Source organism: Kluyvera georgiana (assembly GCF_050990895.1).
Lineage (GTDB): Bacteria > Pseudomonadota > Gammaproteobacteria > Enterobacterales > Enterobacteriaceae > Kluyvera > Kluyvera georgiana.
In genome coordinates, this window is the sequence record NZ_CP158865.1 from 555,338 (window position 1) to 568,738 (window position 13,401).

The 13,401-nt window shown below is 54.5% G+C and carries 16 protein-coding genes; 12 read left to right on the plus strand and 4 right to left on the minus strand.

What is annotated here, in order from left to right:
• Positions 1–4: 4 nt before the first annotated feature.
• The 5 genes from mlaD (at position 5) to murA (ending at position 3,220) form a co-directional block, all read left to right on the plus strand.
• The gene (gene mlaD, locus ABTW00_RS02695) at positions 5–559 is read left to right on the plus strand and encodes an outer membrane lipid asymmetry maintenance protein MlaD (RefSeq protein WP_064541869.1); all 555 of its coding nucleotides are present in this window, start codon (positions 5–7) and stop codon (positions 557–559) included.
• 18 nt (positions 560–577) lie between these two features.
• Positions 578–1,213 carry a phospholipid-binding protein MlaC gene (mlaC, locus tag ABTW00_RS02700; protein WP_064541872.1) on the plus strand — a complete coding sequence of 212 codons (636 nt, stop codon included), beginning with the start codon at positions 578–580 and terminating at the stop codon, positions 1,211–1,213.
• Positions 1,213–1,503, plus strand: a complete 291-nt coding sequence (mlaB, locus tag ABTW00_RS02705; protein ID WP_065356158.1) for a lipid asymmetry maintenance protein MlaB — start codon at positions 1,213–1,215, stop codon at positions 1,501–1,503. Before mlaC ends, mlaB begins: the two co-directional genes overlap by 1 nt.
• A gap of 137 nt (positions 1,504–1,640) precedes the next feature.
• Entirely contained in the window at positions 1,641–1,895 is a 255-nt protein-coding gene (gene ibaG / locus ABTW00_RS02710) for a BolA family iron metabolism protein IbaG (RefSeq protein ID WP_065356157.1), read from the plus strand.
• Positions 1,896–1,960: 65 nt separating this feature from the next.
• Positions 1,961–3,220, plus strand: coding sequence for a UDP-N-acetylglucosamine 1-carboxyvinyltransferase (murA, locus tag ABTW00_RS02715; RefSeq protein ID WP_064541880.1), 1,260 nt, complete (start codon positions 1,961–1,963; stop codon positions 3,218–3,220).
• A 49-nt stretch (positions 3,221–3,269) separates the two neighbouring features.
• On the opposite strand, the gene sfsB is transcribed toward murA, so the two are convergent.
• Positions 3,270–3,542, minus strand: a complete 273-nt coding sequence (gene sfsB / locus ABTW00_RS02720) for a DNA-binding transcriptional regulator SfsB (protein ID WP_065356156.1) — start codon at positions 3,540–3,542, stop codon at positions 3,270–3,272.
• 187 nt (positions 3,543–3,729) lie between these two features.
• Positions 3,730–4,701: an octaprenyl diphosphate synthase gene (gene ispB, locus ABTW00_RS02725; protein ID WP_064541892.1), complete on the minus strand. Its 972-nt coding sequence runs from the start codon at positions 4,699–4,701 to the stop codon at positions 3,730–3,732.
• A gap of 256 nt (positions 4,702–4,957) precedes the next feature.
• Between ispB and rplU the strand changes: the two genes are divergently transcribed.
• From rplU to cgtA, 4 genes are all read left to right on the plus strand, one after another.
• On the plus strand, positions 4,958–5,269 hold the full coding sequence (rplU, locus tag ABTW00_RS02730) for a 50S ribosomal protein L21 (RefSeq protein ID WP_003025032.1): 312 nt from the start codon (positions 4,958–4,960) through the stop codon (positions 5,267–5,269).
• A gap of 19 nt (positions 5,270–5,288) precedes the next feature.
• A complete protein-coding gene (rpmA, locus tag ABTW00_RS02735; RefSeq protein WP_064541895.1) occupies positions 5,289–5,546 on the plus strand; it encodes a 50S ribosomal protein L27 in 258 nt (85 codons plus the stop codon).
• A gap of 113 nt (positions 5,547–5,659) precedes the next feature.
• A complete protein-coding gene (locus ABTW00_RS02740) occupies positions 5,660–6,625 on the plus strand; it encodes a DMT family transporter (protein ID WP_065356154.1) in 966 nt (321 codons plus the stop codon).
• Between the two features lie 15 nt (positions 6,626–6,640).
• Positions 6,641–7,816: an Obg family GTPase CgtA gene (gene cgtA, locus ABTW00_RS02745; RefSeq protein WP_064541901.1), complete on the plus strand. Its 1,176-nt coding sequence runs from the start codon at positions 6,641–6,643 to the stop codon at positions 7,814–7,816.
• 130 nt (positions 7,817–7,946) lie between these two features.
• On the opposite strand, the gene dacB is transcribed toward cgtA, so the two are convergent.
• The gene (gene dacB, locus ABTW00_RS02750; protein WP_433638699.1) at positions 7,947–9,380 is read right to left on the minus strand and encodes a serine-type D-Ala-D-Ala carboxypeptidase; all 1,434 of its coding nucleotides are present in this window, start codon (positions 9,378–9,380) and stop codon (positions 7,947–7,949) included.
• 246 nt (positions 9,381–9,626) lie between these two features.
• Here dacB and greA point away from each other — a divergent pair, with 246 nt between their 5' ends.
• The gene (gene greA / locus ABTW00_RS02755) at positions 9,627–10,103 is read left to right on the plus strand and encodes a transcription elongation factor GreA (protein ID WP_064541914.1); all 477 of its coding nucleotides are present in this window, start codon (positions 9,627–9,629) and stop codon (positions 10,101–10,103) included.
• Positions 10,104–10,257: 154 nt separating this feature from the next.
• Here greA and yhbY read toward each other — a convergent pair whose 3' ends face one another.
• Positions 10,258–10,551 carry a ribosome assembly RNA-binding protein YhbY gene (yhbY, locus tag ABTW00_RS02760; protein ID WP_024133059.1) on the minus strand — a complete coding sequence of 98 codons (294 nt, stop codon included), beginning with the start codon at positions 10,549–10,551 and terminating at the stop codon, positions 10,258–10,260.
• A gap of 126 nt (positions 10,552–10,677) precedes the next feature.
• On the opposite strand from yhbY, the gene rlmE reads away from it, so the two are divergent.
• Together rlmE and ftsH are read left to right on the plus strand one after the other, a co-directional pair.
• Positions 10,678–11,307, plus strand: coding sequence for a 23S rRNA (uridine(2552)-2'-O)-methyltransferase RlmE (gene rlmE / locus ABTW00_RS02765; RefSeq protein ID WP_064541917.1), 630 nt, complete (start codon positions 10,678–10,680; stop codon positions 11,305–11,307).
• 100 nt (positions 11,308–11,407) lie between these two features.
• The gene (gene ftsH / locus ABTW00_RS02770; protein ID WP_065356152.1) at positions 11,408–13,345 is read left to right on the plus strand and encodes an ATP-dependent zinc metalloprotease FtsH; all 1,938 of its coding nucleotides are present in this window, start codon (positions 11,408–11,410) and stop codon (positions 13,343–13,345) included.
• The last annotated feature ends 56 nt before the right edge of the window (positions 13,346–13,401 follow it).

Below are 13,401 nucleotides of genomic sequence, written 5' to 3' on the forward strand. Positions count from 1 at the left end.
GTGAATGCAAACGAAAAAGAGTGAAATCTGGGTCGGTATTTTTCTGCTGGTGGCCCTGCTGGCGGCGCTGTTTGTCTGCCTGAAGGCGGCGGACGTTTCGTCAATGAAATCAGAGCCAACCTACCGCATTTACGCCACCTTCGATAACATCGGCGGCCTGAAGGCACGCTCGCCGGTGCGTATTGGCGGCGTGGTGATTGGCCGCGTGGCTGACATTACCCTGGATCCAAAAACCTATTTACCTCGCGTGGCGCTCGACATTGAAGATCGCTACAACCACATTCCGGATACCAGCTCGCTGGCGATTCGAACTTCCGGTCTGTTGGGGGAACAGTATCTGGCGCTGAACGTCGGTTTTGAAGACCCTGAGCTGGGAACGTCTATCCTTAAAGACGGCGGCACCATTCAGGACACCAAATCGGCAATGGTGCTGGAAGATCTTATTGGTCAATTCCTTTATAACAGCAAGGGCAGCGACAATAAGAATTCAGGCGATGCGCAGGAATCCACAGATGGACATACTGATACGGCGACGCCTGCAACTGGCGCGACGAATTAATCTCAGGAGATACTCGACATGTTTAAACGCTTACTGATGGTCGCCATGCTGGTGATTGCCCCGCTAACGGCCGCAACCGCAGCTGACCAATCTAACCCTTACAAGCTGATGAACGAAGCAGCGCAGAAAACGTTCGATCGCCTGAAGAATGAACAACCTAAAATTCGTTCTAACCCGAACTACCTGCGTGATGTGGTCGATCAGGAACTGCTGCCGTACGTACAGGTAAAATACGCCGGCGCGCTGGTGCTGGGCCGTTACTACAAAGACGCTACTCCGGCGCAGCGTGAAGCCTACTTTACCGCGTTCCGTGAATACCTGAAGCAGGCCTATGGCCAGGCGCTGGCGATGTACCACGGTCAGACCTACCAGATTGCCCCGGAACAGCCGCTGGGTGACGCAACCATCGTACCTATCCGTGTGACCATCATCGACCCGAACGGCCGTCCTCCGGTGCGCCTGGACTTCCAGTGGCGTAAAAATACCCAGACCGGCAACTGGCAGGCATACGACATGATCGCTGAAGGGGTGAGCATGATCACCACCAAACAGAACGAGTGGAGCGACCTGTTGCGCACCAAAGGTATTGATGGCCTGACCGCGCAGCTGAAATCCATCTCCGCGCAGCCGATCACCCTGGAACAGAAAAAATAATGGCTGAACAGCTTAGCTGGACGCGCGACGGTGAGCGCCTGATGCTGCGCGGCGAACTGGACCAGGACTTTCTGGTGCCCCTGTGGGACGCCAGAAATGAAGCGACGCAGGGCGTTTCGGTGATCGATCTCAATGGTCTTAGCCGCGTCGATACTGCAGGTTTGGCGCTGCTGGTGCACCTGGTTGACCTGATTCGTTCCCAGGGCCGCAAGGTGAGCCTGGAAGGCGTCAGCGAAAAAGTGGCGACGCTGAAACGGTTGTATAATCTGCCTGAAGATATGATCCCTTAAAAATTTCAGCACGTTATTGCTTCTAATGTTCCTAAAGCCCCATCAATCTTAACGATGGGGCTTTTTGCTTGTTTAAGACTGCGCCACTTTCCTCTAAGATGTGGGGCTGTTTTCACTCTCAAATGAAATGTGAACCTATGGAAAATAATGAAATTCAGACCGTGCTGATGAATGCACTCTCCCTTCAGGAAGTTCTCGTTTCTGGCGACGGTAGCCACTTCCAGGTGATTGCCGTGGGTGAGATGTTTGAGGGCATGAGCCGGGTGAAGAAGCAGCAGACCATCTATGGCCCGCTGATGGAGTATCTTGCGGATAACCGCATTCATGCCCTGACGATCAAAGCGTATACCCCGCAAGAGTGGGCACGCGATCGCAAACTCAACGGTTTTTGAGCCATGGGGAACGCGGCAACGCTTTCCCGGTGGCGAACGTGAATACTTAACAGAGATTAGATTTGATGGATAAATTTCGTGTGCAGGGGCCAACCCGCCTTCAGGGCGAGGTCACCATTAGCGGCGCCAAAAATGCTGCCCTGCCGATTCTTTTTGCCGCTTTGCTGGCAGAAGACCCGGTAGAGATCCAGAACGTACCGAAGCTGAAAGACGTGGATACCTCCATGAAGCTGCTGACGCAGCTGGGTGCGAAGGTAGAACGCAACGGTTCAGTATGGATTGATGCAGGCTCGGTCAACGTATTCTGTGCACCTTACGACCTGGTGAAAACCATGCGCGCGTCTATCTGGGCGCTGGGGCCGCTGGTGGCGCGTTTTGGCCAGGGCCAGGTTTCTCTGCCGGGTGGGTGCACCATTGGTGCGCGTCCGGTCGATCTGCACATCTCTGGTCTTGAGCAGTTAGGCGCGGAAATTAAGCTGGAAGAAGGTTACGTCAAAGCGTCCGTCAACGGTCGTCTGAAAGGCGCGCATATCGTCATGGACATGGTCAGCGTTGGCGCGACCGTCACTATCATGACAGCTGCGACGCTGGCGGAAGGCACCACCATCATCGAAAACGCCGCGCGTGAACCGGAAATCGTCGATACGGCGAACTTCCTCAACGCCATGGGCGCGAAGGTGACGGGGCAGGGTACCGACCGCATCACCATCGAAGGCGTGAAGCGCCTGGGCGGCGGCGTTTATCGCGTTCTGCCTGACCGTATCGAAACCGGCACCTTCCTGGTGGCGGCGGCGATCTCCGGCGGGAAAATTGTCTGCCGCAACGCGCAGCCTGATACCCTGGATGCCGTGTTGGCCAAGCTGCGCGAAGCCGGTGCGGATATCGAAGTGGGTGAAGACTGGATTAGCCTGGATATGCATGGCAAGCGTCCGAAAGCGGTGAACGTACGTACCGCGCCGCACCCGGCGTTCCCGACCGACATGCAGGCCCAGTTCACCCTGCTGAACATGGTGGCGGAAGGGACCGGTGTGATCACTGAAACGGTCTTCGAAAACCGTTTCATGCACATCCCGGAACTGATCCGTATGGGCGCACGTGCGGAAATCGAAAGCAACACTGCGATTTGCCACGGCGTTGAGCAGCTTTCTGGCGCTCAGGTCATGGCAACCGACCTGCGTGCATCGGCAAGCCTCGTGCTGGCGGGCTGTATTGCTCAGGGCACCACTATCGTTGACCGCATCTACCACATTGATCGCGGCTACGAACGCATCGAAGATAAGCTGCGCGCACTCGGCGCCAATATCGAACGCGTAAAAGGCGAGTAATCGCTGCCGTTGTTAAACGCCCTCCGAGTCAGGGGGGCGTTCTCCCTCGCTATTTATCTTTCTTTGGCTGGCGCATCGCCTGTGTTCTATCGATAAACTCATGGGTTACCGGATCGTGGTAGCGTGATGGCCAGATGACCCATGGATCCGTCTCCAGCACCTTCGCAATAATCATTTCACCCTTAGGCCAGGGGCGTGAGAGCACGTTGGCGAGCGTTGACGAGCTCAGGCCATTTTTGCGTGATTCTGCGGCCATTGACGTGCCTTTTTTGCGCAGCCCGGCGATGATGTCCGCCGGATGCCAGTCGATTAACTTATCCATACTTCCTCCCTGAGAGCGCTGTTTAAATCGTCATGTTGGGCGAGGAATGTACTGTAACGCGCTTTTCAGTAAGATTCTAAAAAGTTCGTGTAAGTTGCATTAAATTAGGAAAACGTTAATTTTCAGGCGCGAAATAACGTCATTGGGAGTTTTCAGGAACTTTCCCGCGCATTGCGCGGGAGAGGGATTAGCGATCGCGTTGAACCGCCATGTGGGCGAGGCCAATAAGCGCATCGCGCCATTGGGAGTCCGGAAGGGGGGCCAGGGCGGCAATGGCTTTATCGGCTTCTTCTTCGGCACGCTGGCGCGTCCATTCCAGCGAGCCGCAGGCGGCCATCGCTTCTAGCACCGGTTCCAGCAGATGTCGGCCGTTACCCTGCTCGATAGCGCCGCGAATCAGCTGCGCTTGTTCCGCCGTGCCGTTACGCATGGCATGCAGCAGCGGCAGCGTTGGTTTACCTTCGTTCAGGTCATCGCCGACGTTTTTACCCAGCGTTTCGCCATCGGCGCTGTAGTCGAGCAGGTCGTCGATCAGTTGGAAGGCGGTGCCCAGGTAGCGGCCATAATCCTGTAAGCCCTTTTCCTGCTCTGGCGTACAGCCAGCCAGCAGGCCGGAACATTGGGCGGCTGCTTCGAACAGACGTGCGGTCTTACTGTAGATCACACGCATATAGTTCTCTTCGGTGATGTCCGGATCGTTCACGTTCATGAGCTGAAGGACTTCACCTTCTGCAATGACGTTGACGGCTTCAGACATGACTTCCAGCACCTTGAGTGAACCGAGGCTGGTCATCATCTGGAAGGCGCGGGTGTAGATAAAGTCGCCAACCAGCACGCTGGCCGCGTTGCCAAAGGCGGCGTTGGCCGTGGCCTTGCCACGGCGCATGTCGGACTCATCAACGACGTCGTCATGCAGGAGCGTCGCGGTATGAATAAATTCGATTAACGCGGCAATCTTGACGTGGGCGTTTCCCTGATAGCCAACGGCACGGGCTGCCAGCACGGCGATCATGGGACGAATCCGTTTTCCGCCGCCGCTAACGATGTAATAGCCAAGCTGGTTGATCAACTGGACGTCTGAGTTGAGCTGCTCAAGAATCGTCGCATTGACTCCCGCCATATCCTGCGCGGTTAACTCATTGATTTTTTGTAAATTCATCGCAAAAGCCGGGCTTAATGTCCTGTTTACCACTTATCCATACGGGATAACGAAGGTTTTACGTTAGAGTTGTAGCTACGATTGTACTGAAAAAACGCGACAGATAAACGTTGCCGTGCGCGTTGTGTTTTTTTTCTGCATCTATTGATGGTAGCACTTGTCAAAGGCTCGCGTTTTGCGTAATATTCGCGCCCTATTGTGAATATTTATAGCGCACTCTGAATCACACGAAGATGTGCGCGGAAGCGGAGTTTATATGTACGCGGTTTTCCAAAGTGGTGGTAAACAACACCGAGTAAGCGAAGGTCAGACCGTTCGCCTGGAAAAGCTGGACATCGCAACTGGCGAATCTGTTGAATTCGCAGAAGTTCTGATGATCGCAAACGGTGAAGAAGTCAAAATCGGCGTTCCTTTCGTTGATGGCGGCGTTATCAAAGCTGAAGTTGTTGCTCACGGTCGTGGCGAGAAAGTTAAAATCGTTAAGTTTCGTCGTCGTAAACACTACCGTAAGCAGCAGGGCCATCGTCAGTGGTTCACTGATGTGAAAATCACTGGCATCAGCGCTTAAGTTAAGGGGAGCAGATTAAATGGCACATAAAAAGGCTGGCGGCTCGACTCGTAACGGTCGCGATTCAGAAGCTAAACGTCTGGGCGTAAAACGCTTCGGCGGTGAAACAGTTCTGGCTGGTAGCATCATCGTTCGTCAACGTGGTACCAAATTCCACGCTGGCTCCAACGTTGGTTGCGGCAAAGACCACACTCTGTTTGCTAAAGCAGACGGTAAAGTGAAATTTGAAGTTAAAGGTCCGAATAACCGTAAATATATCAGCATCGTTGCTGAATAAGTTATTCGCGTCCCGGTAACGGATAAAAGCCCCGCAACACGTTGCGGGGCTTTTTACATTCGACGCCAGGTAAATGATGGTCTGTAGCGCTGTTTCAGGGTAGGAAATCCGGTATGAAGCAACAGGCGGGCATAGGTATTCTGTTGGCGCTCACCACGGCGGTTTGTTGGGGAGCATTGCCCATTGCGATGAAGCAGGTTCTGGAAGTCATGGAACCGCCTACCGTCGTTTTCTACCGCTTTCTGATGGCAAGCTGTGGTCTGGGCCTCATCCTGACCTGGAAGCGCAAGCTGCCGTCCCTGCGGCTCTTTCGTGACCCGCGTTGGCTGGTACTGCTGCTGATCGCCACGGGCGGGTTGTTTGGTAACTTCGTACTGTTTAGCTCATCGCTACAGTACGTTAGCCCAACGGCGTCGCAGGTGATCGGCCAGCTGTCTCCCGTCGGTATGATGGTCGCAAGCGTCTTTATCCTCAAAGAAAAGATGCGTGGCACGCAGATTATCGGGGCGACCATGCTGATTTGCGGGCTGGTAATGTTCTTTAACACCAGCCTTATCGAAATTTTTACCCGTCTGACCGATTACACCTGGGGCGTTATCTTTGGTGTCGGTGCGGCGATGGTCTGGGTGAGTTACGGCGTCGCGCAAAAGGTGTTATTGCGGCGGATGGCATCACAGCAGATCCTCTTTTTATTGTACACTTTATGTACGATTGCACTGCTGCCGTTAGCGAAGCCTGAGGTAATTGGGCAACTGAGCGACTGGCAGTTAGCCTGTCTGATCTTTTGTGGTCTGAACACACTGGTCGGCTACGGGGCGCTGGCGGAAGCCATGGCGCGCTGGCAGGCGGCACAGGTGAGCGCGTTAGTCACACTGACTCCGCTGTTCACTCTGTTATTTTCAGATTTATTATCAATGGCCTGGCCCGATTTCTTCGCCAGACCGATGTTGAACCTTTTAGGTTACCTCGGTGCGTTTGTCGTGGTTGCGGGCGCGATGTATTCCGCCATTGGTCATCGTCTATGGGGGCGGTGGCGTAAGCGTGAAGCGGTTGTTCCGTTACCCCGCGCAGGCGAATGATTTACGGAGAGTAAAATGAAGTTTGTTGATGAAGCAACGATCCTGGTCGTAGCAGGTGATGGCGGTAATGGTTGCGTGAGCTTCCGCCGTGAAAAATATATTCCGAAAGGCGGCCCGGACGGCGGTGACGGCGGTGACGGCGGCGACGTATGGATGGAAGCCGACGAGAACCTGAACACCCTGATTGACTACCGTTTTGAAAAATCCTTCCGCGCCGAGCGTGGTCAGAACGGCGCGAGCCGCGACTGTACCGGTAAGCGTGGCAAAGACGTCACCATTAGGGTGCCGGTTGGTACGCGTGTTATCGATCAGGGCACCGGTGAAACCATGGGCGATATGACCAAACACGGTCAACGTCTGATGGTGGCTAAGGGCGGCTGGCACGGTCTGGGCAACACCCGTTTTAAATCGTCCGTAAACCGTACCCCGCGTCAGAAAACCATGGGTACTCCGGGCGACAAGCGCGATCTGCAGCTGGAATTGATGCTGCTGGCGGACGTTGGGATGCTGGGGATGCCGAACGCCGGTAAATCGACCTTCATCCGCGCCGTTTCCGCTGCGAAGCCGAAAGTTGCGGACTATCCGTTTACCACCCTGGTGCCGAGCCTCGGTGTTGTCCGCGTTGATAACGAGAAGAGCTTTGTTATTGCCGATATCCCGGGTCTGATTGAAGGCGCATCCGAAGGTGCAGGCCTTGGTATTCGCTTCCTGAAGCACCTTGAGCGCTGCCGCGTACTGCTGCACATCATTGATATCGATCCGATCGACGGCTCCGATCCGGCTGAAAACGCAAAAATCATCATCGGTGAGCTGGAGAAATACAGCGAGAAACTGGCGAATAAGCCTCGCTGGCTGCTGTTCAACAAAATTGACACCATGGATAAAGCGGAAGCCGAAGCTAAAGCTAAAGCGATTGCGGAAGCGATGGGCTGGGAAGACAAGTATTACCTGATCTCCGCGGCAAGCCAGGTGGGTGTCAAAGACCTGTGCTGGGACGTGATGAACTTCATCATTGAGAACCCAATTGCTCAGGAGGAAGAAGCGAAACAGCCAGAGAAAGTTGAGTTCATGTGGGACGATTACCACCGTCAGCAACTTGATGAAGTGGCGGCAGAAGCCGAAGACGAAGAGTGGGATGATGATTGGGATGAAGACGACGAAGAAGGCGTTGAGTTCATCTACAAGCGTTAATATCCTTGCCGGATGGCGCTAGCACTTATCCTACCGGCAAAAGCCAACGGGCCGCATTTGCGGCCCGTTTTGTTATGTTCTTTGTAGGCCGGATAAGACGCGTTAGCGTCGTCATCCGGCAATAATGCACTCAGTTGTTCTGATAGATGTCTTTGTACAACCGACTCTCAAAACGCACCAGCGGAATACGCCGGTTACGCTGGTCGGCTGGCGGCACCGCGTAGCCCGACAGATACTGCACGAATGCCATACGCTGCCCGCTGGCGGTGGTGATAAATCCAGCCAGGTTGTACACACCCTGCAGCGAGCCGGTTTTTGCCGAAACTTTACCATCGACGCCCGCCTGATGCAGGCCTGCCCGGTACTGCAGCGAACCATCATGGCCTGCGAGCGGCAGCATCGAGATAAAGTTCAGCTCGTTGTCATGCTGGGCGATGTACTGTAGCGCCTGCATCATGGTGGCCGGAGAGATCAGGTTATGGCGCGACAGGCCGGAGCCGTCGGCGATAATCGTGTTGCCGAGATCGACGCCTGCCTGCTGGCGCAGGATCTGCCGTACCGCATCGGATCCCGCGCGCCAGGTGCCCGGTACGCCAAAGCGTGCGTGGCCAATCATGCGAAACACGGTATCGGCAATCATGTTGTCCGATTTTTTCAGCATGATCTTCAACAGATCATGCAGCGGCGCCGACTGTTTACTGGCGATCACCGTACCCGGCTCGTTGACCAGCGTCTGGCGTAGCAGCGTACCGGTGTAGGTAATGCCTGCCTGCTTCAGCTCGTCTTTGATAATCGCCCCGGCATAGCTGGCGCCATCCTGAATGGCGAACGCCAGGGGCAGCGGATCCGCACGCTGCGGCAGGCAGCCGGTAAGCGTATAGCGGTTGAGATCGCCCGGTACGACGTCCAGCTCGCAGTACTGCGCCTCTGGTGAGCCTTTCGCCAGCGTCCGCACCTGGCTGAACATGATGACCGGGTAGTAGGAGGCGATACGAATAAACGCCAGGTCGTTAGCTTTCTGCGCGCTGTAGAGCGAAATGGAGAAGCAGTTGCGGTCGACGATCGCTGCCGCTGGCGGTGCGCTAAAGCACTGGGTCATGTCGTTCCATGGCCAGCCGGGCGCTTTATCGTGGCTGGTAAAAATCGAGGTATCGATCAGGACGTTGCCGTCAATAGTTTGTACGCCGGATTTTTTCAGCGTCGCCACCATATTACGAATATCCTGACGTCTTAGCGTCGGATCGCCGCCAAATCGCGCAATCAGGTCGCCTTTCAGCGTACCGCTATCCACGCTGCCTTTGGTCTCAAGCGTGGTGGTAAAACGGAAATCGGGGCCAAGTTGCAGCAGGGCCGCCAGCGCGGTGAGCACCTTCTGGGTACTGGCCGGGAGCGCCATCTGCTGGCCGTGGTAATCAATCAACGGCGCGGGGGCGCCCACTTTCTGCACCAAAAGCGCGAGGTTGGCCCCGGCGGGAAGCTGATTGATATACTCATCAACATTCGCGGCCTGAACGCTAAACGCTATACTGGTGGTCAATCCGATGATAAATCTGGAAAATCGCATAATCTCGCGCTAACAACCTGGAAACAAGCCGTCATACTACGGCCCAACGCCCTGTAAAGTAAACGATGACCCGTAGTGAACTTCGGGGTAAAATGCGTATCAAATTAAAAATTACTGCTGACCTGGGGCTTCGCACCCGGGTCGGTTTTCTTTTGCTTCTGGCCTGGCGTTGATAGCGACCCAGGCGGGCTTAGCGGCCGGAGCGGGGCGAACCGCTCCCTACAGGAATGTTTAAGAGGTATAACAATGCAAGCTATTCCGATGACCCTTCGTGGTGCAGAAAAACTGCGTGAAGAACTGGACTTTCTCAAGTCTGTACGTCGCCCAGAAATCATTGCGGCCATTGCCGAAGCGCGTGAGCACGGCGACCTGAAAGAGAACGCGGAGTATCATGCTGCTCGTGAACAGCAGGGTTTCTGCGAAGGCCGTATCAAAGATATCGAAGCGAAGCTGTCCAACGCGCAGGTTATCGACATCACTAAGATCCCGAATAACGGCCGCGTTATCTTCGGTGCGACCGTGAAGGTGCTGAATCTGGACAACGACGAAGAACAGACCTACCGCATCGTGGGTGATGATGAAGCGGACTTCAAACAGAACCTGATCTCCGTGAACTCGCCGATCGCGCGTGGCCTCATCGGTAAAGAGCAGGACGACGTGGTGACCATCCGTACACCGGGCGGTGAAGTTGAGTTCGAAATCATCGCAGTGGATTATCTGTAAATTTTGTTCAACACTGAAAATGTTGACTGAGTGTAAAGATAAGAAAAAGGCCGCATAGCGGCCTTTTATCAAGCATAAGAGCGTGGCATGTTGCTAGCCCTCGTAAAGGAAAACCCTCATTTAACACAATGTTGTGTCAGAAATTAGGATATTCTTAACGTGGCAGCGAGATTTTGCGTTCTTTACCAGGGCGATAAAGCACCAGCATTTTACCGATGACCTGTACGTTACAGGCGCCGGTTTCGCGCACGATAGCGTCCACGATCAAGGTTTTGGTCTCGCGATCTTCCGAGGCAATTTTCACCTTGATAAGTTCATGGTGCTCTAACGCTTGTTCAATCTCGGCCAGTACCCCTTCGGTCAAACCATTGTTGCCAAGCATAACTACCGGCTTGAGCGGATGTGCCAGACCTTTCAGGTGCTGTTTTTGTTTAGTACTCAGATTCATCGTATATTTTTGCTTACGTTGGGATTGAAAACGGGTCATTCTACCGCCATCTCCCATATATCGCCAAATGGCGCGTAGAAATTTACGCCAAAAGGCTACGATGAACTGTCCCGATGGGAATGTTAAATGACAGGTAAAAAGCGTTCTGCCAGCTCAAGCCGCTGGCTTCAGGAACACTTTAGCGATAAATATGTTCAAGAGGCACAGAAAAAGGGGTTACGTTCCCGTGCCTGGTTTAAACTTGATGAAATACAGCAAAGTGACAAACTTTTTAAGCCGGGGATGACGGTTGTCGACCTCGGTGCTGCACCGGGAGGCTGGTCACAGTACGTGGTCACGCAGATTGGTGGTAAAGGCCGCATTATTGCTTGCGATCTTTTACCTATGGATCCAATCGTTGGTGTGGACTTCCTTCAGGGCGATTTTCGTGATGAACTCGTCATGCAGGCATTACTGGAACGCGTAGGTGACAGTAAAGTACAGGTTGTCATGTCAGATATGGCACCAAACATGAGCGGAACGCCGGCGGTTGATATCCCCCGGGCCATGTATCTGGTGGAACTGGCGCTTGAAATGGCTCGTGATGTGCTAGCGCCAGGCGGAAGTTTTGTAGTGAAGGTGTTCCAGGGCGAAGGCTTCGATGAGTATCTAAGGGAAATTCGCTCCCTGTTTACGAAGGTTAAAGTTCGTAAGCCGGACTCTTCGCGTGCGCGTTCACGCGAAGTGTACATTGTAGCGACCGGGCGAAAATCATAGACGGTGGTTTTTCAAACGAAAGTTTGAAAGAAACTGGATATAGAGTATCCTGACGCTGTTTTTAACACAGTTGTAATAAGAGGTTAATCCCTTGAGTGACATGGCGAAAAACCTAATACTCTGGCTGGTCATTGCCGTCGTGCTGATGTCAGTATTCCAGAGCTTTGGGCCCAGCGAATCGAACAGCCATAAGGTGGATTATTCTACCTTCCTGCAAGAGGTCAATAACGACCAGGTTCGCGAAGCGCGTATCAACGGACGTGAGATCAACGTTACCAAGAAAGATAGTAACCGTTACACGACTTACATCCCGGTTAACGATCCGAAGCTGCTTGACAACCTGCTGACGAAAAACGTCAAAGTGGTTGGCGAGCCGCCAGAAGAGCCGAGCCTGCTGGCTTCGATCTTCATTTCCTGGTTCCCGATGCTGCTGCTTATCGGCGTCTGGATCTTCTTCATGCGCCAGATGCAGGGCGGCGGTGGCAAAGGTGCCATGTCGTTCGGCAAAAGCAAAGCGCGCATGCTGACGGAAGACCAGATTAAAACCACCTTTGCCGACGTCGCAGGCTGCGACGAAGCGAAAGAAGAGGTGGGTGAGCTGGTTGAGTACCTGCGTGAGCCGAGCCGCTTCCAGAAGCTGGGCGGTAAAATCCCGAAAGGCGTCCTGATGGTCGGCCCTCCGGGTACCGGTAAAACGCTGCTGGCGAAAGCGATCGCTGGCGAAGCGAAGGTGCCGTTCTTTACGATTTCCGGTTCTGACTTCGTGGAAATGTTCGTCGGTGTCGGCGCATCTCGTGTGCGTGACATGTTCGAACAGGCCAAGAAAGCGGCACCGTGCATCATCTTCATCGATGAAATCGACGCCGTAGGCCGCCAGCGTGGCGCAGGCCTTGGCGGTGGTCACGATGAACGTGAGCAGACCCTGAACCAGATGCTGGTTGAGATGGACGGCTTCGAAGGTAACGAAGGTATCATCGTTATCGCGGCAACCAACCGTCCGGACGTACTTGACCCTGCGCTGCTGCGTCCTGGCCGTTTCGACCGTCAGGTTGTGGTCGGTCTGCCGGACGTTCGCGGTCGTGAACAGATCCTGAAAGTGCACATGCGTCGCGTACCGCTGGCGCCGGATATCGACGCGGCAATCATTGCTCGTGGTACGCCTGGCTTCTCCGGTGCAGACCTGGCGAACCTGGTGAACGAAGCGGCGCTGTTTGCTGCTCGTGGCAACAAGCGCGTTGTGTCGATGGTTGAGTTCGAAAAAGCGAAAGACAAAATCATGATGGGTGCGGAACGTCGCTCCATGGTGATGACGGAAGCGCAGAAAGAATCCACCGCATACCACGAAGCGGGCCACGCGATTATCGGTCGCCTGGTACCGGAACACGATCCGGTGCATAAAGTGACGATTATCCCGCGTGGTCGTGCGCTGGGTGTGACCTTCTTCCTGCCTGAAGGCGACGCAATCAGCGCCAGCCGTCAGAAACTGGAAAGCCAGATCTCGACCCTGTACGGCGGTCGTCTGGCGGAAGAGATCATCTACGGCGTTGAACATGTTTCCACCGGTGCGTCGAACGATATTAAAGTCGCGACGAACCTGGCGCGTAACATGGTGACTCAGTGGGGCTTCTCCGACAAACTCGGTCCGCTGCTGTATGCGGAAGAAGAGGGTGAAGTATTCCTGGGCCGCTCTGTAGCCAAAGCGAAACACATGTCCGATGAAACCGCGCGTATCATCGACCAGGAAGTGAAGGCGCTGATCGAACGTAACTACGGTCGTGCGCGTCAGTTGCTGAACGACAACATGGACATTCTGCACGCGATGAAAGATGCGCTCATGAAATATGAGACCATCGATGCGCCGCAGATTGACGACCTGATGGCCCGTCGCGACGTGCGTCCGCCAGCGGGTTGGGAAGAACCGGGTTCGTCCAACAGTAACAACTCTGGCAGCACCGGCAAGCCGAGTGCACCGCGTCCGGTTGATGAACCGCGCGCGCCGGACTCTGGCACCATGTCAGAGCAGCTGGGCGATAAATAAGTTCTCCCTCGTGGAAGACTGTGCATCATCTGAAACCCTGGGGCTTGCCCCGGGGT

What these genes read in the sequence shown, in the direction of transcription:
- mlaD (WP_064541869.1), top strand. Translation starts at nt 5, where the DNA reads ATGCAAACGAAAAAGAGTGAAATCTGGGTCGGTATTTTTCTGCTGGTG.
- mlaC (WP_064541872.1), top strand. Translation starts at nt 578, where the DNA reads ATGTTTAAACGCTTACTGATGGTCGCCATGCTGGTGATTGCCCCGCTA.
- mlaB (WP_065356158.1), top strand. Translation starts at nt 1,213, where the DNA reads ATGGCTGAACAGCTTAGCTGGACGCGCGACGGTGAGCGCCTGATGCTG.
- ibaG (WP_065356157.1), top strand. Translation starts at nt 1,641, where the DNA reads ATGGAAAATAATGAAATTCAGACCGTGCTGATGAATGCACTCTCCCTT.
- murA (WP_064541880.1), top strand. Translation starts at nt 1,961, where the DNA reads ATGGATAAATTTCGTGTGCAGGGGCCAACCCGCCTTCAGGGCGAGGTC.
- sfsB (WP_065356156.1), bottom strand. Translation starts at nt 3,542, where the DNA reads ATGGATAAGTTAATCGACTGGCATCCGGCGGACATCATCGCCGGGCTG.
- ispB (WP_064541892.1), bottom strand. Translation starts at nt 4,701, where the DNA reads ATGAATTTACAAAAAATCAATGAGTTAACCGCGCAGGATATGGCGGGA.
- rplU (WP_003025032.1), top strand. Translation starts at nt 4,958, where the DNA reads ATGTACGCGGTTTTCCAAAGTGGTGGTAAACAACACCGAGTAAGCGAA.
- rpmA (WP_064541895.1), top strand. Translation starts at nt 5,289, where the DNA reads ATGGCACATAAAAAGGCTGGCGGCTCGACTCGTAACGGTCGCGATTCA.
- ABTW00_RS02740 (WP_065356154.1), top strand. Translation starts at nt 5,660, where the DNA reads ATGAAGCAACAGGCGGGCATAGGTATTCTGTTGGCGCTCACCACGGCG.
- cgtA (WP_064541901.1), top strand. Translation starts at nt 6,641, where the DNA reads ATGAAGTTTGTTGATGAAGCAACGATCCTGGTCGTAGCAGGTGATGGC.
- dacB (WP_433638699.1), bottom strand. Translation starts at nt 9,380, where the DNA reads ATGCGATTTTCCAGATTTATCATCGGATTGACCACCAGTATAGCGTTT.
- greA (WP_064541914.1), top strand. Translation starts at nt 9,627, where the DNA reads ATGCAAGCTATTCCGATGACCCTTCGTGGTGCAGAAAAACTGCGTGAA.
- yhbY (WP_024133059.1), bottom strand. Translation starts at nt 10,551, where the DNA reads ATGAATCTGAGTACTAAACAAAAACAGCACCTGAAAGGTCTGGCACAT.
- rlmE (WP_064541917.1), top strand. Translation starts at nt 10,678, where the DNA reads ATGACAGGTAAAAAGCGTTCTGCCAGCTCAAGCCGCTGGCTTCAGGAA.
- ftsH (WP_065356152.1), top strand. Translation starts at nt 11,408, where the DNA reads ATGGCGAAAAACCTAATACTCTGGCTGGTCATTGCCGTCGTGCTGATG.